This window comes from Pseudomonas sp. PSPC2-3, from assembly GCF_049898265.1.
GTDB lineage: Bacteria > Pseudomonadota > Gammaproteobacteria > Pseudomonadales > Pseudomonadaceae > Aquipseudomonas > Aquipseudomonas veronii.
In genome coordinates this window covers 132,024-151,921 of record NZ_JAFCXJ010000004.1, presented here as the reverse complement: position 1 = coordinate 151,921, position 19,898 = coordinate 132,024, and the positions used below count along the sequence as shown (strand labels likewise).

At 60.3% G+C, this 19,898-nt stretch carries 23 protein-coding genes; 15 read left to right on the top strand and 8 right to left on the bottom strand.

The window, feature by feature from the left end; genetic code table 11:
• The first annotated feature begins 144 nt into the window (after positions 1-144).
• Positions 145-1,125, top strand: coding sequence for an AraC family transcriptional regulator (locus ACP7E3_RS10670; protein ID WP_126588805.1), 981 nt, complete (start codon positions 145-147; stop codon positions 1,123-1,125).
• Between the two features lie 313 nt (positions 1,126-1,438).
• Here ACP7E3_RS10670 and ACP7E3_RS10665 read toward each other — a convergent pair whose 3' ends face one another.
• The 4 genes from ACP7E3_RS10665 to ACP7E3_RS10650 all read right to left on the bottom strand — a co-directional run bounded on the left by ACP7E3_RS10665 (position 1,439) and on the right by ACP7E3_RS10650 (position 3,987).
• The gene (locus tag ACP7E3_RS10665; RefSeq protein ID WP_046382162.1) at positions 1,439-1,831 is read right to left on the bottom strand and encodes a hypothetical protein; all 393 of its coding nucleotides are present in this window, start codon (positions 1,829-1,831) and stop codon (positions 1,439-1,441) included.
• Between the two features lie 171 nt (positions 1,832-2,002).
• Complete coding sequence (locus ACP7E3_RS10660) at positions 2,003-2,653, bottom strand: hypothetical protein (RefSeq protein WP_052735757.1); 651 nt, start codon at positions 2,651-2,653, stop codon at positions 2,003-2,005.
• Positions 2,654-2,896: 243 nt separating this feature from the next.
• Entirely contained in the window at positions 2,897-3,433 is a 537-nt protein-coding gene (locus tag ACP7E3_RS10655; RefSeq protein WP_232565974.1) for a dihydrofolate reductase family protein, read from the bottom strand.
• 188 nt (positions 3,434-3,621) lie between these two features.
• Positions 3,622-3,987 (bottom strand): SMI1/KNR4 family protein, encoded by a 366-nt coding sequence (locus tag ACP7E3_RS10650; RefSeq protein ID WP_201021520.1) that lies wholly within the window; start codon positions 3,985-3,987, stop codon positions 3,622-3,624.
• A 380-nt stretch (positions 3,988-4,367) separates the two neighbouring features.
• Here ACP7E3_RS10650 and ACP7E3_RS10645 point away from each other — a divergent pair, with 380 nt between their 5' ends.
• Positions 4,368-4,730, top strand: a complete 363-nt coding sequence (locus ACP7E3_RS10645) for a DUF167 domain-containing protein (RefSeq protein WP_197089044.1) — start codon at positions 4,368-4,370, stop codon at positions 4,728-4,730.
• Between the two features lie 87 nt (positions 4,731-4,817).
• On the top strand, positions 4,818-5,534 hold the full coding sequence (locus ACP7E3_RS10640; RefSeq protein ID WP_426123079.1) for a TonB-dependent receptor domain-containing protein: 717 nt from the start codon (positions 4,818-4,820) through the stop codon (positions 5,532-5,534).
• A 46-nt stretch (positions 5,535-5,580) separates the two neighbouring features.
• Here the strand turns inward: ACP7E3_RS10640 and ACP7E3_RS10635 are convergent, their stop codons facing one another.
• On the bottom strand, positions 5,581-6,468 hold the full coding sequence (locus ACP7E3_RS10635) for a LysR substrate-binding domain-containing protein (RefSeq protein ID WP_057005268.1): 888 nt from the start codon (positions 6,466-6,468) through the stop codon (positions 5,581-5,583).
• A gap of 126 nt (positions 6,469-6,594) precedes the next feature.
• Between ACP7E3_RS10635 and ACP7E3_RS10630 the strand changes: the two genes are divergently transcribed.
• Positions 6,595-7,104, top strand: a complete 510-nt coding sequence (locus tag ACP7E3_RS10630) for a hypothetical protein (protein ID WP_046385181.1) — start codon at positions 6,595-6,597, stop codon at positions 7,102-7,104.
• 186 nt (positions 7,105-7,290) lie between these two features.
• Here the strand turns inward: ACP7E3_RS10630 and ACP7E3_RS10625 are convergent, their stop codons facing one another.
• From ACP7E3_RS10625 to flgA, 3 genes are all read right to left on the bottom strand, one after another.
• On the bottom strand, positions 7,291-7,722 hold the full coding sequence (locus tag ACP7E3_RS10625; RefSeq protein WP_046382158.1) for a flagella synthesis protein FlgN: 432 nt from the start codon (positions 7,720-7,722) through the stop codon (positions 7,291-7,293).
• 27 nt (positions 7,723-7,749) lie between these two features.
• On the bottom strand, positions 7,750-8,028 hold the full coding sequence (flgM, locus tag ACP7E3_RS10620; RefSeq protein WP_046382157.1) for a flagellar biosynthesis anti-sigma factor FlgM: 279 nt from the start codon (positions 8,026-8,028) through the stop codon (positions 7,750-7,752).
• Positions 8,029-8,116: 88 nt separating this feature from the next.
• Positions 8,117-8,776, bottom strand: coding sequence for a flagellar basal body P-ring formation chaperone FlgA (gene flgA, locus ACP7E3_RS10615; protein WP_227778721.1), 660 nt, complete (start codon positions 8,774-8,776; stop codon positions 8,117-8,119).
• A gap of 162 nt (positions 8,777-8,938) precedes the next feature.
• On the opposite strand from flgA, the gene flgB reads away from it, so the two are divergent.
• From flgB to flgL, 11 genes are all read left to right on the top strand, one after another.
• Complete coding sequence (gene flgB, locus ACP7E3_RS10610) at positions 8,939-9,352, top strand: flagellar basal body rod protein FlgB (RefSeq protein ID WP_046382155.1); 414 nt, start codon at positions 8,939-8,941, stop codon at positions 9,350-9,352.
• A 15-nt stretch (positions 9,353-9,367) separates the two neighbouring features.
• Entirely contained in the window at positions 9,368-9,775 is a 408-nt protein-coding gene (gene flgC / locus ACP7E3_RS10605; RefSeq protein WP_108524530.1) for a flagellar basal body rod protein FlgC, read from the top strand.
• 3 nt (positions 9,776-9,778) lie between these two features.
• A complete protein-coding gene (locus tag ACP7E3_RS10600; RefSeq protein WP_046382153.1) occupies positions 9,779-10,456 on the top strand; it encodes a flagellar hook assembly protein FlgD in 678 nt (225 codons plus the stop codon).
• Between the two features lie 27 nt (positions 10,457-10,483).
• Positions 10,484-11,632 (top strand): flagellar hook protein FlgE, encoded by a 1,149-nt coding sequence (gene flgE, locus ACP7E3_RS10595; protein WP_046382152.1) that lies wholly within the window; start codon positions 10,484-10,486, stop codon positions 11,630-11,632.
• A 4-nt stretch (positions 11,633-11,636) separates the two neighbouring features.
• Positions 11,637-12,377, top strand: a complete 741-nt coding sequence (locus ACP7E3_RS10590) for a flagellar basal body rod protein FlgF (protein ID WP_046382151.1) — start codon at positions 11,637-11,639, stop codon at positions 12,375-12,377.
• Between the two features lie 31 nt (positions 12,378-12,408).
• A complete protein-coding gene (gene flgG, locus ACP7E3_RS10585; protein ID WP_108524536.1) occupies positions 12,409-13,191 on the top strand; it encodes a flagellar basal-body rod protein FlgG in 783 nt (260 codons plus the stop codon).
• Between the two features lie 23 nt (positions 13,192-13,214).
• Positions 13,215-13,868 (top strand): flagellar basal body L-ring protein FlgH, encoded by a 654-nt coding sequence (locus tag ACP7E3_RS10580; RefSeq protein ID WP_232565977.1) that lies wholly within the window; start codon positions 13,215-13,217, stop codon positions 13,866-13,868.
• A gap of 11 nt (positions 13,869-13,879) precedes the next feature.
• Positions 13,880-14,998, top strand: a complete 1,119-nt coding sequence (locus ACP7E3_RS10575) for a flagellar basal body P-ring protein FlgI (RefSeq protein WP_108524538.1) — start codon at positions 13,880-13,882, stop codon at positions 14,996-14,998.
• Complete coding sequence (gene flgJ / locus ACP7E3_RS10570) at positions 14,998-15,930, top strand: flagellar assembly peptidoglycan hydrolase FlgJ (protein ID WP_426123074.1); 933 nt, start codon at positions 14,998-15,000, stop codon at positions 15,928-15,930. The genes ACP7E3_RS10575 and flgJ overlap by 1 nt, the downstream gene beginning before the upstream one ends.
• A 65-nt stretch (positions 15,931-15,995) precedes the next feature.
• Complete coding sequence (gene flgK / locus ACP7E3_RS10565; protein ID WP_169886104.1) at positions 15,996-17,606, top strand: flagellar hook-associated protein FlgK; 1,611 nt, start codon at positions 15,996-15,998, stop codon at positions 17,604-17,606.
• Positions 17,607-17,630: 24 nt separating this feature from the next.
• Complete coding sequence (gene flgL, locus ACP7E3_RS10560) at positions 17,631-18,827, top strand: flagellar hook-associated protein FlgL (protein ID WP_108524544.1); 1,197 nt, start codon at positions 17,631-17,633, stop codon at positions 18,825-18,827.
• Positions 18,828-19,898: the final 1,071 nt, after the last annotated feature.

Here is a 19,898-nt window from a genome sequence, read left to right as displayed (position 1 = left end):
CAGTTCAAACTCGATACCTTTGCTACAGATTGACCTACGCTGGAGCTGCAGGCTGCCGAGAAAGAAACGAAGAACGCGCTGCGGTTATCGCAGGAACTCAACGGCTCAACAGCCACATGAACGGTGATTTTTAGAATAGCTAACATGACGACCAAGCCTTCTGCGCAAGTATCCCGCGCTGAGTACGCGCGACGGATAAATCGTGTACTCAACTACATCGATGCTCACCTCGATCAGCCGTTAGATGGCGCGCAGTTAGCCGACATCGCCAATTTCTCGCGCTTCCATTTTCATCGAATTTTCGCCGCATGGATGGGCGAAACGCTTGGCAGCTATGCACAGCGTCGACGGCTCGAGAAGGCGGCCTTCCGGCTGTCCTGTGGTAGCCATGAAACAGTACTTGAAACAGCGTTGGCCACCGGCTTCCATTCGGGTGAAGCGTTTGCACGAGCCTTCAAACTCAAGTTCGGCTGCACGCCATCGACCTGGCGCTCCACGACTCTTCAGCGGCTGAAAATGCAGGCGTCCGCGATCGGACAGCAACCAGGCAACCAAGAGAGCAATCCTGATCAGGTCTTCAGCAATATCCATCAGGAAGGCGAGCCCGCGCTCGGTGAATCTGACGTCTCTTATCGGCTAACGGAAACTTGTGCCATGGATGTACGTATCGTTGATTTACCAAAAGCACGCGTCGCGTATCAACGTTTGATCGGACCATATGGGCCCGCCATCGGCGAATTTTGGCGCGGCACCATTGCCCCGTGGATGCACTCAAATGGCCTCAGTGATGAAACGTGTTATGGCATAGGTCATGACGACCCGTCTCTCACTCCAGCCAACAAGTGCCGCTATGACGCGTGCGTCGAAGTACCCGCTCATTTTGTTGCTAGCGGCCAGGTAGATATTCTAGCTCTGCCGGGCGGCCGTTATGCCGTAGCGAGTTTCAAAGGGAAAGCTGAGGTTTTAGGTAACGCCTGGATGTGGCTGACGCGTGAATGGATGCCGTCCAGCGGACTACAATGCGACGATAGGCCTTGCTTCGAGATGTTTTCTGCGACCACGGCACTTGACCCCCACACCGGTGAGTTTAGTTGCGACATCTGCATTCCAGTGCGAGCGCTGTAACGCAATTCCCGCGTGCCGCATCGTTTAGGGGCGTGAGCGCATCGCATTCACCAGCCACTATCGTTATGCCATGCAGCTGCATGGCATAACGCAAAATCGAGCAAGCGATAAGAGCCCATATCCCTAACGACGCATTCGTTAAAGTCCCTCCTTGATCTAGCTGCACAGGTGAAAATCAGACGAGTTAATTCTCTTCACTCGAAATGGTTTACGGCCTAAAGCGGGCGATCACCACCAGCAGCTATGGGTCGAGAGCGGGGATTCGGAATAGGCCGCATTCGACCCAGGTTGTGTGAAAACGAGCTGGAAGCAGTTAACTAAACGTGATGCAGACTGGTTCCATCTCTACCAACGAATTTTCACAGGCCCCTACGAGATCTCGCACACAGTAAAGTCTCCATCCCTTACCTGATCCCCACTTTGCCGCGACAGGTTCAAGCGAAGACTCTTCCTCCTGCGTTGCGCGAGCCCAATCATCGTGCCCGATCTCAGCGATCAATTGAGCCTGGTAGACCTGTAAGAATGGAAGCAAGCTTTTCGCTTGTTCAACCTCTATGAGGACAAATTCTGCTGTATCGAGTTGCTGTTTAACATTTTCGACCAGTTCGTGAGCCTGCAACGGGAGTGCCTCTAACACAACCTCCAAGGCTGATCCGGATTTGTCAGCACTTTGGAAGGTGCCGCAGATGATGTTCCCTCCTGCCATATCTTTCCCCTATCGTGGCTTCGAAGCTTGGATTAGGCAGCTCGCGATTACGTGTCTAACGTCGATTTTTTGCTGGTCTACGCCCGTTGCGAGCGGCCAATTAATCCAAGGCTTGATGAAAAATCCTGCGATTCTCTGACCTTCTGGTGGTCGAGATAGTGACGGGACCTTTCAATCATTTCTTACCTGTTTGAGCCAGTTCCAGAAAGGATCACTGGATTCATGCGCGTCCATGCTTGTTGTGCTTGAGATGAGATCTGATGCGCGCGCCGGGACGCTGAGGCCAAGCGTGCGTTCCACGTAAGCCCGCAATGCCCTAGGTGGTGCGGGGTAGTCATCATCTGCGTATTGCTGCTCCCGCAGTTCGGCCGGTGTTCTCGTAAACTCCTCTGGCCAGCAGTGCTCGTTGTAACCGATGGCCAGTAAGCGAATCAGGTCTTGCGTACTATTGGTCAAGACGCAGAGCATGTCTGATCCCGAGCCCGAGCCAAGATGGACGATTCGCTGCTGATCGTGGTCGTCCAGCCATAACCCTGCCCACGATCCATCGCCACCAGTCCTGAGGAATATTGATAGCCGCTCGTTTACTCTGGGATCTTCGCAGGCCGTCCATCGAGCAGTATCGGCGGAGTCCGGAACGTGAAAGGCGGTGATAGCGCTGTTGTTGTATTCAGGTTCGGGATGCAAAGTCATGTAGCGGCCCCCGGTCCGATAGTGACGGACGCAGCCTAGTGCTTCCAGGAATTCCATGGTCTGTCGTAATACTGGAGGTACCGGATTGCTTGCCGGGAAGGCGGCTACTAATTCGTCGGTGAAGTTCATGTCTTTCCTGACCATTGTCTTTAGCGAGTATCGTGAATGAAGGTGGATTGCTATGCCCGGAATATATCGCCATGTGCCACCCAATGCCCGCTTCTGGCCGATTTCTGCCTGTCATATCCGGCAGAAGTCGACCACTAACTGACTGCCAGCCAGAAGAAAAGGCAACGTTCACGAGAATCGGCCTCGGCAAATAAATCCCCCCTCTCCCCTCATTGCTCTAGATCGAACATCCTCGCGAACCGGTCATACCGTCAACCGATAGGTAGACTGCACCAACCCCGAAGCAAAGCTGCAGCTGGATACCAGTTCCAAGTCAATGTCCTGCTGAAGGGCCCCAAACAATCGCCTTCCCGATCCGATCAGTACGGGAACAGTGGTAATCACCATATCGGCGACTAATCCATCGCGCAGGAAGGATTGCACCAACTGCCCGCCATCGACATAGACACGATGCACGCCTTGCCCATCCAGTTCGGCCATCAGGTCCCCTGGTGCGAGGTTTGAGAAGCGCAGCTTGCCCTTCAACGCCTCGGGCACCGGCGTAGCGGCCAGTTGTTCAGACAGCACCACGACGGGCCGGTCGTAGAACCATGTGTCGAAGGTCAGCACCTTCTCATAGCTGCCTCGCCCCATCACGATCACATCCTTGTCGGCAATGAAGGCGCAGTAGCCATGATCTTCAGTCGGATCATCACGCTGCAAAAGCCAATCAATGTCGCCATCTGGCCGGGCGATGAAGCCGTCCAGGCTGACGGCGATGAAAACATGTGCAGTGGCCATCAGGACCTCCTAGAAACGACGTTTATTCATCCTTGATCATAAGCAGAATAAAAGATTCGCCTTCGCTGACTGCCGTTCAAAATTTCAGATTTAACGTAGATGCGCCCACTTCAATTTTGGCGAAGCGTTTTTACTTACTCTGGGCCAGCAGCGGACACCTGGTATGGATCGCAGATATCGTACATACACTACTCAAGGGCTATACAGACCTGTTCGAACCAGGCGGCAAAGGTTGGCCAACTTTCGTCTGTACTTCCGTTGTGGGACCAGTATCGAACAACACCAGCCTGCGATATGCAGAAGTAGTCGCTGTTGTCCTCAATGAAAGGCAACCAATCCCGAGGCAGGCCCTGGGCCCAGGCGGCTTCGGTAATTTCAAAGATATCCAGATGGCTGCATCCTCCCAAAATCACCGCGGGTTCAAATGCGGCGTTTGCGACATCGCTGCCACCTTTCAGGAAGCGGATATATTCATCGGGAAAGCGAAAATTGAGCCTGCTCTCTGCGTCAGCAATTTCAGCATCTGTTGGAATACGAAAAGGATTGTCTGTCATTCGTTCAAGTCCGAGTGTTGATCAGTATCGTGCGGTGGACGATAGCTTATTCAATCAGAGAGTGTAGAAGCCCGCTTGGGTCGACTTCTGCCGGTCGCAATAGGCCGGGACGGGCAAGAAGCAGTCGTTCGTCTTTTCCCCAAGCGCCGGTGCTACGGCTGCTGCCCTCTTGTCTTTCCTCCAAGCCCCGCGCTACCCTCGACACTGTTAAACACCGTTCGCAAAAGGAATTGCTGCAATGGTGTCTAACCGTTTTTACTTCCGCCCTCCTCGTAAATACTGCACTCCAGAGCGGCAGCGCACGTCCGCCCAAAAATGTTATGCACCCATTGATGTCTATTTATAGTTAGGCATTTTTATCCGACCTACGCAGGATCCATGTGAAGAAAGCAAAAGCGATTACCAAAAAGAAATCATCCGGCCGTGGCTTTGAGATGTCCTCGTTTTGTGGGTGGGATGGAGAGACTTTAGTTCTGAACATACTTGGAACTCCGAGCGCCAAAAAGGATGCCATCGGCAAGGCGAAAGGAAGTCAACTCAAGATCAGCGTCACCGCCGCACCCGTAGCAGGCAGGGCGACTGACCATATGGTTAAGTTTCTCGCCCGAGAGTTTGACGTCTCGGTTTCTGACATCACGGTTGTGTTCGGTCGTTTTAATTTGAACAAGCAAATGCGTATAAGGGCGCCCGGAAGCTTACCTGCCGTAGTGGCCAAGGCCCTGTCAGAAGCAGAAAACACCTGACCATTCGCTACGGGCGCGATGCAGCCTAATGAGCCGCCCTGCTGTTGTGCAAACCCAGCGAAAACCTGCCTGCTCGAAGGTTTCCTGGTGTCAGACCCGCCTCTGAAGCAAGTTGTCTCAAGAACCTACGAGGCAGGCCTGCGTGGTCACAGCACGGTGAACACCGACTCGACGATTGACTGGAAACTCAGCGCGTTCCGTACTGACAACAGCGATGACATCGTCAGCCAGCCCAGCAGCGTGGTCCCGGGCTATGGCTACTACGTGAATGCGGGCAAAACCCGTCGCCAGGCTATCGATGCCTACGTCCAGTACCGAACTTCCGACTGGTTTGCCTACACGACGCTGGCCTATGTCGATGCAACCTACCAATCCAACCTGAGGCTGACGCCGGCGAACAATCCTGAAGCCGATGCCAACGGCAATATTGCTGTCGCCCGCGGCGAAAAAATCCCCGGAATTTCGCCATGGCAATTGAAGATGGGCGGGGATTATAAAGTGACACCGGCCTTGACCCTCGGCGCGGACATGATCGCCAACAGCAGCCAGTACTATGTTGGCGACGATTCAAACCAGAATGCCAAGTTGGCCGGGTACGCGGTGTTCAATGTCCACAGCGATTATCAGCTCACCCAAACAATCAAACGCTTCGCGAAACTGAACAATGCCCTTGATCGCAAATATGCCACCTACGGTACTTTCGCCGCCGTTGGTGACATCCCGTCGCTTGGGCCATCCAATCCGCAAACCGTCACCCCGGCGGCGCCTCGGGTGATGCATGCCGGTTTCAATGTGAAGTTCTGAGTCGCTCAGCGTCTGAACCAATCCGGTACAGGCCCCATCGCGTCCCCTACGTCACCTGCGCTTCCTCCAACAGCCAACGCGCAAATACCTGGATGGGCGCGCGGCTCAGTTCAAGCGGTTCGGGTAGCACGAGGCAAAAGGCCTTGGCGACATTCTTCTCTTGTGGCCATGGCGCGACCAGCCGGCCTTGCGCCAGTTCGGCTTCCACGTACAGGCGCGGTACGAGTGCCACGCCGAGCCCCGCCAGCGCGGCTTCGATCAGCATCGCATGCAAATCGTAACGCGCGCCCATCGCGGCGTTGCTCAGGACAATCCCGGTTTGCTGGGCGTAACGCTGCCAGGCATCCGGGTTCTGTCGTCGGTGTAATCGCGGCAATGAATCCAGAGCCGTTGCCTGCTTGCCCGGCTTCAGCAGGCCAGGGTGACAAACCGGAATTAACACTTCGTTCAACAGGCGGTGCGTCTGCATGCCTGTCCACGCCGGGTGCTCAAAATGGATGGCGGCATCAAAACCGCTGCCGGCTAGCACGAACGGTTCCATACGTTCCGAGAGGTGCACGCAGATATTCGGGTGTTGCTGGCCAAAGCCGGCCAACCGCGGAATTAGCCAGCGCAGGGCAAAGGTTGGGCTGACGGCGATATCCAGGCTGGCGCCGTCGCTGGGCTGGCCCATCAAATACTGGCTGTCCCTGTCGAGCCGGTCGAGTAGTTCGCGCACTTGGGCCGCGTAGCGCTCACCGTTGGGCAAGAGCCGCACACGGTTGCCAACACGCTCGAATAACGTGACCCCCAGAAACGCCTCCAGACGGCCTATCTGCCGGCTGATGGCGCCTTCAGTCAGGGCCAACTCGTCTGCGGCACGGGCGAAACTGCCATGCCGGGCTGCGGCTTCAAAGGCCATCAGGGCAGCGTTACTCGGGAGCTTTCGACGCATGGGCATTCCTGGTTCAAGTCAAGGCCTCCACCTTGATGTTTAATCACTGAAGAGTGCCGAAAAGTCGTTTTATGGATCATTACCGTGTCACTAGCATGATTAAACATCAACCAACGAAGTGACATGATGATTTATACAGTCGAATGCAACTACGCCGACCCCGCGAGCGAAGCTGAGTGGAATGCGTTTTACAGCCTGGAAAAACTGCCAGCGCTAATCTCGGTGAGCGGATTCAGCTCCTCGCAGCGGTTCAAAGCCTTGAGCGGCGATTGCCCGGCCTACCTGGCCCTGCATTCAGTCGACACGCTTGCCGTGTTGCAGAGCGACGAGTACCGCCAAAAAGGGGGAGGCAATTTTGCCCGTTGGCAGTCGCACATCACTGATTGGAAGCGCAACCTCTATGCCGGGCTGGACCGGGCAGTTGGCGTGGGCGCCGACGAATTCCTGTTGGTCAGTGAACAAGGCCCTCAAGTACTGATTGGATTAGGCCTTACACCTGTAGCGCTGCACGCGGTTGCGTTGGACAAGAACCCTGCACACCGTTGGCTGGCCAAACTGGGTTGCACTCAGGCAAGGGCCAGCGATCTGCAGGGGCTGAAGGTATATAGCGCAATGACCATGCAGTTAGTGTCATGAGCCACGCGGACATAAATCACTGGAGGCTTGCCGGCCGGCACAGTGATCTAGGTTTTACCCCGAAGGGTCTTACCGGATGACCAATCACCTTCATAGGGGCCCGACTTAGCGGCCTCTTGTTCGCGTTTAACCTTCTCGTCGGTTTGCTGCCTAAGTTTGTTTCGATCACACAGACAACATCACTACTCAATCAACGCCGCGCAGCCTGCGCCCATCCGGCCCATACAACTTGTTACCAATAACCGAATTCAAAAACCCGACAACCCGCTGATTACTCGCCATCCGCAGCCCCAACGCCTCGCCATTGGCGATATTAAGCTGCCGCGCCCGCCGCGCCAGTGCCTGCACTTCCCGCCAGGCCGCGACGCAATCGGCATCCTGCGCCGCCTTCAGCGCCCCCTGCCGCCCTGCCCCATAGCCGAGCTTCAACTGCGCCCCAGACCGAATCGCTTCCAACTGCTCCAGCTTCTGCAACGCCGCCTGCTTGCACGCCGTCAGTTCCTGCAGCTTTTCACCGTCGACCTTGGCCTGGGCCAATGCACGCCGTTCCAGTTCCAGCCAGTCGATCAGTTCGACGATCGCCTGCTGCTGCAACTCCAAGTGTTTCGCCAGACTCATAGGTACCTGCTGCTCATCGACCAACGCTCATGGAAGGGTTTCGCGCACGCTGGAGGCCAGGCCGTCGAAGATCGAATCCGCGCTGACCTGATAGGTGCCACTGTCGATGGCCTGGCGCAGCGCCGCGACTTTCTCCATGTCCACGTCCGCCGACGTTGCGACCTGCGAGCTGGCGGTGCTGCTGGAGACTTGCACGCCGTCGTCGAGAGTGGCTTCGAGAGGTTGCAGTTCCACGCGTTGATTACCGCCTGCTTTGCTGTCAGCGGGCGCCAGGGTGTTGGTCAGGTTTGCACTTATGATTTTCACGTTAGAGGCTTCAATTGGCTGTGGTTGGGTCAACTATCGGCAATCGCGACGGCAAACTTTGACCGGTAATCGGGTTTCGCTGAAAAAATCAGTAGCGCAGTTGCAATTCGTTCTGGCCCACCACCTGGGCGTTGAGCATTTTGCCGTCGTTGCCCATGACGCGCACGTTGCCGCCCAGGCTGCCGTTGTCCAGTGCCTTGCCTTCGCGGCGGATGGTGAAGCCAGCGCCCCGGGCCTGCAGGACCACGCGGGCGTTCCGCTCGACCAGCCAACGCTCGCGCACGTGATTCACGGTGATCACCATGCCCCGGCTTAGGTTGCGGCTGGCCTGGCGGCCGATGATCTGCGAAGGCTCGAACACGCTGCCTTTGGGCAGGCGCTCCAGCGGGCCGCGCTTGAGTTCCAGCATCGGCGCCTTGATCACCTCACCCGCGGCAATCCGCTGACGGCTGACCACGTAGTCGCCGACCACGCGCACGCTGACTTGCAGGTAACCCGCGACCTCGTCCAGGCAACGCACGCCCACGGCCACACGACCGATCACGCTTTGCTCCGGGCGCACCAGGTACGGCCGCGGGTGGGCGCAGGCCGCGATGCGCGCCGCTGGCTGGCCGATGTCCACGGCAACCAATTGGGCGCGCGCGGGCAAGCGTGGCGCAATCACCTCGCGCACCTGCTCCTGCAGGCCGTCCGCCTGGGCCAGGGTGCAACACAACAGGCCCATCAAGCCCCACATCCGTCTTGTCATCGATCCCGCCCTCCGCGCTACCCAGCGCAGAATTCTAGTCGCCCCGCCAGCGAGGCAAGGCCTGAATTGGTCGTCAAATAGCGGCCTGTTTCGGCCTTTGCCGGGGCAGCCTTGGGACTAACCTGCGAGCCGTTCATTTATTTGATGCACAGGTCCGCAACCATGATCGACAAGCTCGACAACGAGCTGCGCTTTCAGCAGGACGCAATGAGTTTGCGGGCTGAGCGCCAGCAGGTATTGGCCAATAACATCGCCAACGCCGACACACCCAACTTCCGCGCGCGGGATTTCGACTTCAGCGCCGAACTGGCCAGCTCCCTGCAAAAGTCCCACACCCAGGGCCGCGGCATGACCCTGGCCACCACGTCCGACCGCCACCTGCACGCCGACTCCAGCCGCTTCGCCAGCCGCGACCTGCTCTACCGCGTGCCGGACCAACCGAGCCTGGACGGCAACACCGTGGACATGGACCGCGAACGCGCGCAGTTCACCGATAACGCCGTGCGGTACCAGGCCAGCCTGACCTTTCTGAGCAGCCGCCTGCAGTCGCTCAAGACCGCCATGCAGTCCGAATAACCCAGGGAAACCACCATGTCGATGTTCAGTATTTTCGATATCGCCGGCTCCGCGCTGAGCGCCCAGTCCCAGCGCATGAACGTAACCGCCAGCAACCTGGCCAACGCCGACACCACCAGCGGCCCGGACAACGAAGCCTACCGGGCGCGGCAGGTGGTGTTCGAGTCGCAATACCAGGCCGGCAGCAGCATCGGTGGCGTGCGCGTCAGCCAGGTGGTCGAAGACGGCTCGCCGATGCGCCAGGAATACCGCCCCGGCGACCCATTGGCCGACGAATCGGGCTTCGTGACCATGCCCAACGTCGAGCCGGTGGGCGAAATGGTCAACATGATCTCCGCGTCGCGCTCTTACCAGGCCAACGTCGAGGTCATGTCCACCAGCAAGGAAATGATGCTGAAAACTTTGACCCTAGGTGAGGCGTAAACCATGACCAGTACGATTGCCAGCTCGGTGCTGTCGACGATGAACAGCACCAGCACCACTGCCGAAAGCACCACTTCGGCGGCGGACGATTTGCAGGACCAGTTCCTCACGCTGCTGACCACCGAGCTGCAGAACCAGGACCCCACCGACCCGATGGACAACAGTGAGATGGTCACCCAGCTGGCGCAGATCAGCACCATCAGCAGCATCGAAGACGTCACCAGCACCCTGGAAGGCATCTCCAGCCAGATCAGCGCCTCCGAAACCCTGCAAGCCTCGGCCTTGGTGGGCAACGGCGTGTTGATCGACGGCAATGTGATCCAGGTCGACAGCGGCGTGGCGACCACGTTTGGCGTCACTCTGGACAGCGATGCCGACAGCGTCAGCGTCACCATCAAAGACAGCAGCGGCACCGTCGTGCGGACCCTGGACGAGGGCAGCATGAGCGCCGGCACCCAGGCGTTGTCGTGGGACGGCCTGCAAGACGACGGCACCACGGCCGCCGACGGCGCCTACACCTTCTCTATCAGCGCTACCACCGACGACGTCGCCGTGGCCAGCACCGCCCTGAAATACGCGCTGGTCACCGGCGTCACCACCGACAGCAGCAACGAAGTCGCGCTGGACCTGGGGGGCGTCAACGACAACGTCGCCCTCAGCGACATCAGTCTTGTCCTCTGACCCTCTACCTAACGAAGGAGAAACACCATGGCTTTTTCCCAAGCGCTCAGTGGTCTGTCGGCAGCGTCCACCGACCTCAACGTGGTCAGCAACAACATTTCCAACTCCCAGACCGTGGGCTTCAAAAGCTCGACCACGCAGTTCGCCGATGTGTACTCCGGCGCCGACGTCGGCCTGGGTACCCAGGTCTCGGGCGTGGTGCAGAACTTCGAATCCGGCAGCCTGACCACCACCGATAACGCCCTGGACCTGGCGATCAACGGTGACGGCTTCTTCACCTTCTCCGACGGCACGCAAACCGTGTACTCGCGCAACGGCCAACTGACCCTGACCGCCGATGGCTACCTGGAAAACGCCGCCGGCGATCAACTGCTCGGGGTCAACGGCGTGATCCAGATCCCCACCACCGGCATGCAAGCCAGCGCCAGCACCGAGCTGGACGCAGAGCTGAACCTGGACGCCAGCGAGGACATCATCACCACCACCTTCGACCAGACCGACTCGTCGACCTACTCCTATTCCACCAGCGCGACACTCTACGACTCCCTGGGCATCAGCCACACCAGCACCCTGTATTTCAGCAAGACCGCCGACAACACCTGGGACGTACACACCGCCATCGACGGTAACCTGCTGACCGACTCCCAGACCGTCAGCTTCAGTTCCAGCGGCCTGATCACCAGCGGCGAAACCGGCACCTACACCTACGACCCGGCCAACGGCGCGGCCAGCCTGTCGCTGACCCTGGACCTGACCGGCACCACCCAGTTCGGCAACGACTCCTCGGTGTCCGACATCACCCAGAACGGCTACACCTCCGGCAGCCTGGTGAGCTTCACCATCGACGAGACCGGCACGGTGGTCGCCACCTACTCCAACGACCAGACCAAAAACATCGACCAGATCCAGCTGGCCACCTTCAGCAATGAAAACGGCCTCAAAGCCAACGGCGACAACACCTGGCTGGCCACCACCTCCTCCGGCCAGGCGCTGCTCGGCGTGGCCAGCAGCGGCTCGCTGGGCTCGATCCTGAGCGGCACCACCGAAGACTCCAACGTCGACCTGACCGCCGAACTGGTCAACCTGATCATTGCCCAGCGCAACTTCCAGGCGAACGCCAAGTCGGTGACGGCGCAGAGCGAAGTGTTGCAGCAAGCCGTGAATATCGGTTCCTGACCCTATGGATCGCATGCTCTTCACGGCCATGAGCGGGGCCAATCAGGCGCTCGAACAGCAGGCCGTCGTGGCCAACAACCTGGCCAATATCGTCACCCCGGGGTTTCGCGCGCAACTGGTGGAGATGCAGTCTTCGCCGGTGGCGGGCGAAGGCTTGCCGACCCGCGTGTCGGTGGCCGCCAACGGCGTGGGCGTGGACTGGAGCGAAGGGCCGATCGTGCATACCGACCGCGCGCTGGACGTGGCCCTTGGCGCAAACGTGATGCTCGCCGTGCAGGCCGGCAACGGCCAGGAAGCCTACACCCGGCGCGGTGACCTGCAGGTCGACGGCACCGGCGCCATGACCGTGGGTGGGCGCCCGGTGATCGGTGACGGCGGGCCGATCAGCGTGCCGCTGGGCAGCGAGGTCACCCTGGGCAGCGACGGCACCATCAGCGTGCGCGAGCTGGGCATGGAACCCCGCGGCTTGAGCCCGGTGGGCAAGTTGAAGCTGGTGTCGGCGCCGCCCGGCACCTTGCAGGCCGGCACCGACGGCTTGTTCCGCAGCGCGAACGCGCAGCCGCTGCCGGCCGACGACAGCCTGCGCGTGGCGCCCGGTGCGTTGGAAGGCAGCAACGTCAGCCCAACCAACGCCATGGTCGCGATGATCGACAACTCGCGGCGCTACGACATGCAGATGAAAGCCATCAGCACCGCCGACGAAAACGCCAAACGCGCCAACAGCCTGCTTTCCCTGCAGGGCTGACCTCCCGGTTGAATAGACAAGGAACCGAACGATGATCCGATCACTGTGGACGGCGAAAACCGGACTGGAAGCCCAGCAGGGGCAAATGGACGTGATCGCCAACAACCTGGCGAACGTCAGCACCAACGGCTTCAAGCGCTCGCGGGCAGTGTTCGAAGACCTGGTGTACCAGAACGTGCGCCAGCCCGGCGCCCAGAGCAGCACCGACACGCGCCTGCCCTCCGGCTTGCAAGTGGGCACCGGCGTGCGCGAAGTCGCCACCGAGCGCCTGCACACCCAGGGCAACCTGGAGCAGACCAGCAACTCCAAGGACCTGGCCATCAACGGCCAGGGCTTTTTCCAGGTGGACATGCCCGACGGCAGCACCGGCTACACCCGTGACGGCAGCTTCCAGCTCGATGCCAATGGCGAGATGGTTACCTCCAACGGCTACAAGCTGTCGGCCGGCGTGACCATCCCGGCCAACGCCACAGCCATCACGATCAGCAGCGACGGCATCGTCTCGGTGACCACGCCCGCCGCGTCTACCTCGACCCAGGTCGGCCAATTGAACCTGGCGTTGTTCATCAACCCGGCCGGCCTGGAAAGCATCGGCCAGAACCTGTACCTGGAAACCGATGCCTCGGGCTCGCCCACCGAAACCACGCCGGGCCTGAACGGCGGCGGCACGCTGTCCCAGGGCTACGTGGAAACCTCCAACGTCAACGTGGTGGAAGAAATGGTCGGCATGATCCAGACCCAGCGCGCCTATGAAATCAACAGTAAGGCCGTCGAAAGCTCGGACGAGATGCTCCAGCGTCTGACCCAGCTCTGAGCGCCCGGTTCGAGACTCCCTTTATGGCTCACAAGTATCTTCTGGCCGGCGTGCTGGCCCTCGCCGGCTGCGATCAACTGCCCCACAAACCGGTGGTGCCCGACGAAGAAGTCCAGGCGCAGGGCTACCCCGCGCGCCTGGCCAACGGCTCGATCTACCAGAGCAGCCGCTCGCAACCGCTGTTCGAAGACCGCCGCCCGCGCATGGTCGGCGACACCCTGACCATCCAGCTGGAAGAACAGGTCAGCGCCAGCAAGAACTCCTCCTCCAATGCCAGCCGCGCCGGCTCCATGGGATTGAGCCTGGCGACCACCTCCAGCCGCGCCAGCCAGGTCGGCTCCTTTGGGCTGGATGCTTCGACGACTCATGACTTCCTGGGCGCCGGCGGTTCCCAGGCGAACAACTCGTTCACCGGCACGATTTCCGTGACGGTGATGCAGGTGATGCCCAACGGGCACTTGCGTGTGCGCGGCGACAAACAGATCGCGATCAACCAGGGCACCGAGTTCATCCGCTTTTCCGGGCTGGTCAACCCGCGCAGCATCACCGGCGAGAACACCGTGTCATCGACCCAGGTGTCCCAGGCGCGCATCGAATACGTGGGCGATGGCTACATCAACGAAGCGCAGCGGATGGGCTGGCTCCATCGCATCCTCCTCAACGTTTCCCCTTTCTGAGTACCCACGCCATGTTCACTAGAGCCGCCCGAACGTTGCGCACCCTGCTGCTGAGCTGCCCGTTGTGGCTGGGGGCAACGGTTCACGCCGAGCAGATTCGCGACATCGCCGACTTCGCCGGCATCCGCCCCAACAACCTGGTGGGCTACGGCCTGGTGGTCGGCCTGGATGGCAGCGGCGACCAGACCACCCAGAGCCCGTTCACCGAACAAGGCCTGACCAACATGCTGTCGCAATTGGGCGTGACCCTGCCGGCCGGCGCGAACATGCAGATGCGCAATATCGCGGCGGTGATCGTCACCGCCAACCTGCCGGCCCTCTCGCGCCCGGGGCAGCAGATCGATGTGGTGGTGTCGTCCATCGGCAACGCCAAAAGCCTGCGCGGCGGCACCTTGCTGATGACCCCGATGAAGGGCGCCGATGGCGAGGTGTACGCCATGGCACAGGGCAACCTGCTGGTGGGCGGCGCCGGCGCGTCGGCCAACGGCAGCAGCGTGACGGTCAACCAGTTGGCCGGCGGGCGCATCAGCCGAGGCGCGATTATCGAGCGCACGGTGGCGCTGAATTTGAACAACGACCACGGCCTGCTTGGTTTGTCCCTGCACGAACCGGACTCGGCCACGGCACAACGCGTGGTGTATGCGATTAACCTGGAAATGCGTCGAACCGTGGCCTCGGCGGTGGACGGCGGGATGATCGAGATTCAGGGCCCGGTGTCGCCCAATGAGCGCACCAACTTCATGGCGCGCATCGAGAGCATCGAAGTGTTGCCGATCCAGGCGCGCCCCAAGGTGATCCTCGATTCGCGCACCGGCTCCATTGTGCTCAACAGCTCGGTGAAGCTGTACCGCGCCGCCGTGGCACACGGCAATTTGTCGGTGATCATCGACACCACCAACACGGTCAGCCAGCCCGGCGCCTTCAGTGGCGGCCAGACGACGACCAGCTCCCAGAGCAATATTTCCATCGAGTCCCAAGGCGGTTCGCTGCATTTGCTCGAAGGCACGGCGAACCTGATGGACGTGATCAAGGGCCTGAATGCGCTCGGCGCCACGCCACAGGACCTGATGGTGATCTTGCAGGCGCTCAAGGCGGCCGGTTCCTTGCGGGCCGAGTTGGAGATCATCTGATGAACAAAGGCGGCAGTACCGATGGCTTTGCCCTGGGTGTGCAAGGCCTGGACCGGCTGCGCAACAGCGCGCACCTGGACCCGCAATCGGGGCTCAAGCAAGCCAGCAAGCAGTTCGAGGCGCTGTTCCTGCAGATGATGCTCAAGAGCATGCGGGCGGCGGTGCCCAAGTCGGAGATGTCGAACAACTCGCAGACCGAGATGTACACCGAGATGCTCGACCAGCAGTGGGCCCAGAGCCTGGCGGGCAAAGGTATCGGCCTGGCCGAGCAACTGACCCGACAACTGAGCGGCTACACCACCCGGCAGGCGCCTGAACTGGACAGCGCCACCACAGCCTTCCTCGACCTGCCGCCCTCGCGCCCCACGCCGTTTGCCAGCCCGGCGTTCGATGCCTGGAAACGCCGTGAAGTCAGCGGCGCCGACAAGGACCAGCCCGAGCATGTACAGGCGTTTATCGCGCGCTTGAGCGAACCGGCGCAAAAGGCCGCCCGCGCCAGTGGCGTACCCGCCGAGTTGATCCTGGCCCAGGCCGCCCTGGAAACCGACTGGGGCCGGCGCACCATCACCACCGCCCAGGGCGCCGACAGCCACAACCTGTTCGGCATCAAGGCCGGCGGCCAGTGGCAAGGCGCGACGACCCAGGTGATGACCACCGAATACACCGACGCCCAAGCGCAAAAACAGCTGGAAGCGTTTCGTGTCTATACCTGCGACGACGCTGCCTTCAACGACTATGCACGCCTGATGCGCAATCGCCCCGGTTATGCCGCCGTGCGCAATGCCGTCGATGCGCCCCAGGCCGCCATCGCGTTGCAACAGGGCGGTTACGCCACCGACCCGCGCTATGCACAGAAGCTGATTTCGGTGATGGCCACCATCGGTCCGCTGCGCAACGTGCCGGCCGTGGCGCAACTGCAAAACGATTTATAGAACAGGGGTCAAGTTGCCCTTTTGCCGGGCCGATAGTGCCAACCATGTAGCCCAGGAGCTTCTCGATGAGCATTATTTCCATTGGCGTCAGCGGCCTGACCGCCGCGCAGATCGCCCTCAGCACCAGCAGCAGCAACACCACCAACGCCTACACGGCGGGCTACACCTTGCAGGTGGCGAACTTCTCCGAATCCACCTCGGGCAGCGGCGTGCAGATCGCCAGCGTCGACCGCCAGTACAACCAATTCGTCACCAGCCAGCTCAACAGCTCCATCAGCGCCGAAAGCGCGCTGTCGACCTACCAGACCGAAGTCGACCAGATCGATAGCCTGCTGGCCGATGGCGATGCCAGCCTCGACACCCTGATGCAAAGCTTCTTCTCGTCGATCCAGACCCTGACCTCCGACGCCAGCGACACCGCCGCGCGCGAAGAAGTGGTCGGCGCCGCGCAAACCCTGACCTCGCAGTTCACCCAGTTGGGCAGCTACCTGGACGACATGGCCAGCGACGTGAACAGCCAGATCAGCGACCAGGTCACCCAGGTCAACGACCTCACCGAACAGATCGCCGGCCTCAACAAAAAGATCAGCCTGTCCGACGCCCTGGGTTCGACGTCCAACGCCCTGCTCGACCAGCGCGACCTGCTGGTCAGCCAGCTCAGTGAACTGGTGGACGTGGATGTCACCACCCAAAGCAACGGCAGCTACACCGTGGCACTGAGCAACGGCCTGGCGCTGGTGTCGGGCAATGACAGCTTCGATCTGCAGACCGCCGTCTCGGCCAGCGACCCGACGCAAACCGTGGTCACCTACGTCGACGCCGCCGGCCACACCACCGTGCTCGACGACTCCACCTTCGAAGGCGGCTCCCTGGGCGGCCTGATGGACTTTCGCGACACCAGCCTGAGCGACGCGCAAAACCAGCTGGGCATCCTGGCAGTGAGCCTGACCCAAGCCTTCAACACCTTGCAGGCAGCAGGCATCGACCTGAATGGCGACAGCGGCAGCGCGTTCTTCTCGGTGGATGACCCGAGCATCTACGGCAACACCCAGAACACCGGCGACGCGACGCTGAGCGCGACCTTTACCGACGATGTCAGCGCCCTGAGCGCTACCGACTACACCGTCAAGTATTCCGCCACCGACGGCTACACGGTGACCCGCAACGACAGCGGCGCCAGCGTCACCTCGACCTACGACGCCAATAACGACACCCTGACCTTCGCCGGCATGAGCGTGGCCATCAGCGGCACCGCCGATGACGGCGACAGTTTCCTGGTACTGCCCACACGCAACGCCGCCAGCAGTTTCAGCACCTTGACCAGCGACGGCAGCCTGATCGCGGCAGGCACCTCCACCGGCAGCAGCGACAACAGCAATGCCCTGGCGATGCTCAACCTGCAGACCGACAGCATCGTCGGCGGCAGCAAGACCCTCAGCCAGACCTACTCGGCACTGGTCAGCGACGTGGGCAGCACCGCCAGCAAGGTCGCCGGGCAACTGGAAACCCAGTCGGGCCTCACCGAGCAACTGACCACGCTGCAACAGTCGGAATCGGGGGTGAACCTGGATGAAGAGGCGGCCGACCTGATCGTCTACCAGCAGTATTACCAGGCCTGCGCGAAGGTGGTCGAAGTGGGCACGTCCCTGCTCGACACCCTCCTCGATATCAACTGATAACTTTCTGAGCGGAGCGACGCCATGCGCCTCAGCAGTGCGACGATTTACAACCAAAGCCTGAACTCGATGCTCGCCCAGGAAAGCGCCTACCAGGACGCCGCCCAGGAAGTGTCCAGCGGCACCCGGGTGGTCAACCCTTCGGATGATTCGCTGGCCGCCGCCCAGGCCGTCAACGTGCGCCAGGCCATCGCCGCGAATACGCAATATGCCGACTCGCGCAGCACCATCAGCACGTCCTTGTCCCAGGAAGAAAGCACCCTGGACAGCATCAACGATGCCATCACCAGCGCCAAGGCGCTGATCGTGCAAGCCAACAACGGCACCTTGAGCGACGCTGACCGCGAGTCCATCGCCACCTCGCTGCAAGGGGTGTACGACACGCTGGTGACACTGGCCAACGCCACCGACAGCAACGGCAACTATCTGTTTTCCGGCTACCAGAGCCAAAGCCCGGCGTTTGCCACCGATGCCAATGGCGATCTGGTGTATCAGGGCGACAACAACGCGATCACACAACAGGTCAGCTCCACTCAGAGCATGGCCAGCGGCGATACCGGGGCGACGATTTTCCTTTCGGTGAGCAGTTCGGCGGGGTTTATCGCCGAGGCCGGCGACAATAGCGGCAGCGTGACCTACAGCGGCCCGACCATTACCGATACCCAGGACGCCAATTACGGCAGCGGCTTCAGCCTGACCTTCAGCACCGCCGCCGACGGCACCGCGCAATACAGCCTCGACGGCGCCACCCCGGTGGCGTACACCTCGGGCGACACGCTGGAAGTCAACGGCCTGTCCCTGACCTTGAGCGGCACCCCGGTGGACGGCGACACGGTTACCGTGAGCAAGGCCGCCGACGCCGACCCGGACCTGTTCGCGACCCTGAAAAACCTGATCTCGGTGCTGCAGACCCCGGTGGAAACCGACGCCGACCAGGCCAACCTGGACAACACCCTGTCCACCGCCAGTCGCCAACTGAGCAATGCTCAGGACAACGTACTCACGGTGCAGACCTCTGTCGGCTCGCGGCTTAACCAGCTGGACGTGCTCGACACCATCGGCGACGACCTGGCACTGAGCTACACCGAACGCCTGTCGGGGTTGGTGGATGCCGACTACACCGAGTCGGTCACCGAGTACACCGCACTGCAAGTGGCCTTGCAGGCGGCGCAGCAGACCTTCGTCAGCATCCAAAAGATGTCGCTGTTCGAATACATCTAAAACTGCGAGAGGGAGCTTGCTCCCGATAGCGCTGGATCAGTCACCAGATGCATGGGCTGAAACACCGCCATCGGGGGCAAGCCCCCTCCCACAGTTGGACCGTGGCAGCTGATTGGCCAAAAATAGTCCTAAACCCAGCCCACAGAAGCCCATCAACTGCGACGCCCCCATGTCACTGTTCGAACACATCAAAAACTGTGGGAGGGAGCTTGCTCCCTCCCACAGTTGGACCGTGGCAGCTGATTGGCCAAAAATAGTCCTAAACCCAGCCCACAAAAGCCCATCAACTGCGACGCCCCCATGTCACTGTTCAAACACATCAAAAACTGTGGGAGGGAGCTTGCTCCCGATAGCGATAGATCAGTCACCAGATGCATGGGCTGAAACACCACCATCGGGGGCAAGCCCCCTCCCACAGTTGGACCGTGGCAGCTGACTAGCCAAAAATAGTCCTAAACCCAGCCCACAGAAGCCCATCAACTGCGACGCCCCCATGTCACTGTTCAAACACATCAAAAACTGTGGGAGGGAGCTTGCTCCCTCCCACAGTTGGACCGTGGCAGCTGATTGGCCAAAAATAGTCCTAAACCCAGCCCACAAAAGCCCATCAACTGCGACGCCCCCATGTCACTGTTCGAACACATCAAAAACTGTGGGAGGGAGCTTGCTCCCGATAGCGATAGATCAGTCACCAGATGCATGGGCTGAAACACCGCCATCGGGGGCAAGCCCCCTCCCACAGTTGGACCGTGGCAGCTGATTGGCCAAAAGTAGTCCTAAACCCAGCCCACAGAAGCCCATCAACTGCGACGCCCCCATGTCACTGTTCGAACACATCAAAAACTGTGGGAGGGAGCTTGCTCCCGATAGCGGTAGATCAGTCACCAGATGCATGGGCTGAAACACCGCCATCGGGGGCAAGCCCCCTCCCACAGTTGGACCGTGGCAGCTGATTGGCCAAAAATAGTCCTAAACCCAGCCCACAAAAGCCCATCAACTGCGACGCCCCCATGTCACTGTTCAAACACATCAAAAACTGTGGGAGGGAGCTTGCTCCCGATAGCGCTGGAT

Bases quoted from the DNA above. Each gene is read 5' to 3' on its own strand.
- ACP7E3_RS10670 (WP_126588805.1), top strand. From the start codon at position 145: ATGACGACCAAGCCTTCTGCGCAAGTATCCCGCGCTGAGTACGCGCGA.
- ACP7E3_RS10665 (WP_046382162.1), bottom strand. From the start codon at position 1,831: ATGGCAGGAGGGAACATCATCTGCGGCACCTTCCAAAGTGCTGACAAA.
- ACP7E3_RS10660 (WP_052735757.1), bottom strand. From the start codon at position 2,653: ATGAACTTCACCGACGAATTAGTAGCCGCCTTCCCGGCAAGCAATCCG.
- ACP7E3_RS10655 (WP_232565974.1), bottom strand. From the start codon at position 3,433: ATGGCCACTGCACATGTTTTCATCGCCGTCAGCCTGGACGGCTTCATC.
- ACP7E3_RS10650 (WP_201021520.1), bottom strand. From the start codon at position 3,987: ATGACAGACAATCCTTTTCGTATTCCAACAGATGCTGAAATTGCTGAC.
- ACP7E3_RS10635 (WP_057005268.1), bottom strand. From the start codon at position 6,468: ATGCGTCGAAAGCTCCCGAGTAACGCTGCCCTGATGGCCTTTGAAGCC.
- ACP7E3_RS10630 (WP_046385181.1), top strand. From the start codon at position 6,595: ATGATTTATACAGTCGAATGCAACTACGCCGACCCCGCGAGCGAAGCT.
- ACP7E3_RS10625 (WP_046382158.1), bottom strand. From the start codon at position 7,722: ATGAGTCTGGCGAAACACTTGGAGTTGCAGCAGCAGGCGATCGTCGAA.
- flgA (WP_227778721.1), bottom strand. From the start codon at position 8,776: ATGACAAGACGGATGTGGGGCTTGATGGGCCTGTTGTGTTGCACCCTG.
- flgB (WP_046382155.1), top strand. From the start codon at position 8,939: ATGATCGACAAGCTCGACAACGAGCTGCGCTTTCAGCAGGACGCAATG.
- flgC (WP_108524530.1), top strand. From the start codon at position 9,368: ATGTCGATGTTCAGTATTTTCGATATCGCCGGCTCCGCGCTGAGCGCC.
- ACP7E3_RS10600 (WP_046382153.1), top strand. From the start codon at position 9,779: ATGACCAGTACGATTGCCAGCTCGGTGCTGTCGACGATGAACAGCACC.
- flgE (WP_046382152.1), top strand. From the start codon at position 10,484: ATGGCTTTTTCCCAAGCGCTCAGTGGTCTGTCGGCAGCGTCCACCGAC.
- ACP7E3_RS10590 (WP_046382151.1), top strand. From the start codon at position 11,637: ATGGATCGCATGCTCTTCACGGCCATGAGCGGGGCCAATCAGGCGCTC.
- flgG (WP_108524536.1), top strand. From the start codon at position 12,409: ATGATCCGATCACTGTGGACGGCGAAAACCGGACTGGAAGCCCAGCAG.
- ACP7E3_RS10580 (WP_232565977.1), top strand. From the start codon at position 13,215: ATGGCTCACAAGTATCTTCTGGCCGGCGTGCTGGCCCTCGCCGGCTGC.
- ACP7E3_RS10575 (WP_108524538.1), top strand. From the start codon at position 13,880: ATGTTCACTAGAGCCGCCCGAACGTTGCGCACCCTGCTGCTGAGCTGC.
- flgJ (WP_426123074.1), top strand. From the start codon at position 14,998: ATGAACAAAGGCGGCAGTACCGATGGCTTTGCCCTGGGTGTGCAAGGC.
- flgK (WP_169886104.1), top strand. From the start codon at position 15,996: ATGAGCATTATTTCCATTGGCGTCAGCGGCCTGACCGCCGCGCAGATC.
- flgL (WP_108524544.1), top strand. From the start codon at position 17,631: ATGCGCCTCAGCAGTGCGACGATTTACAACCAAAGCCTGAACTCGATG.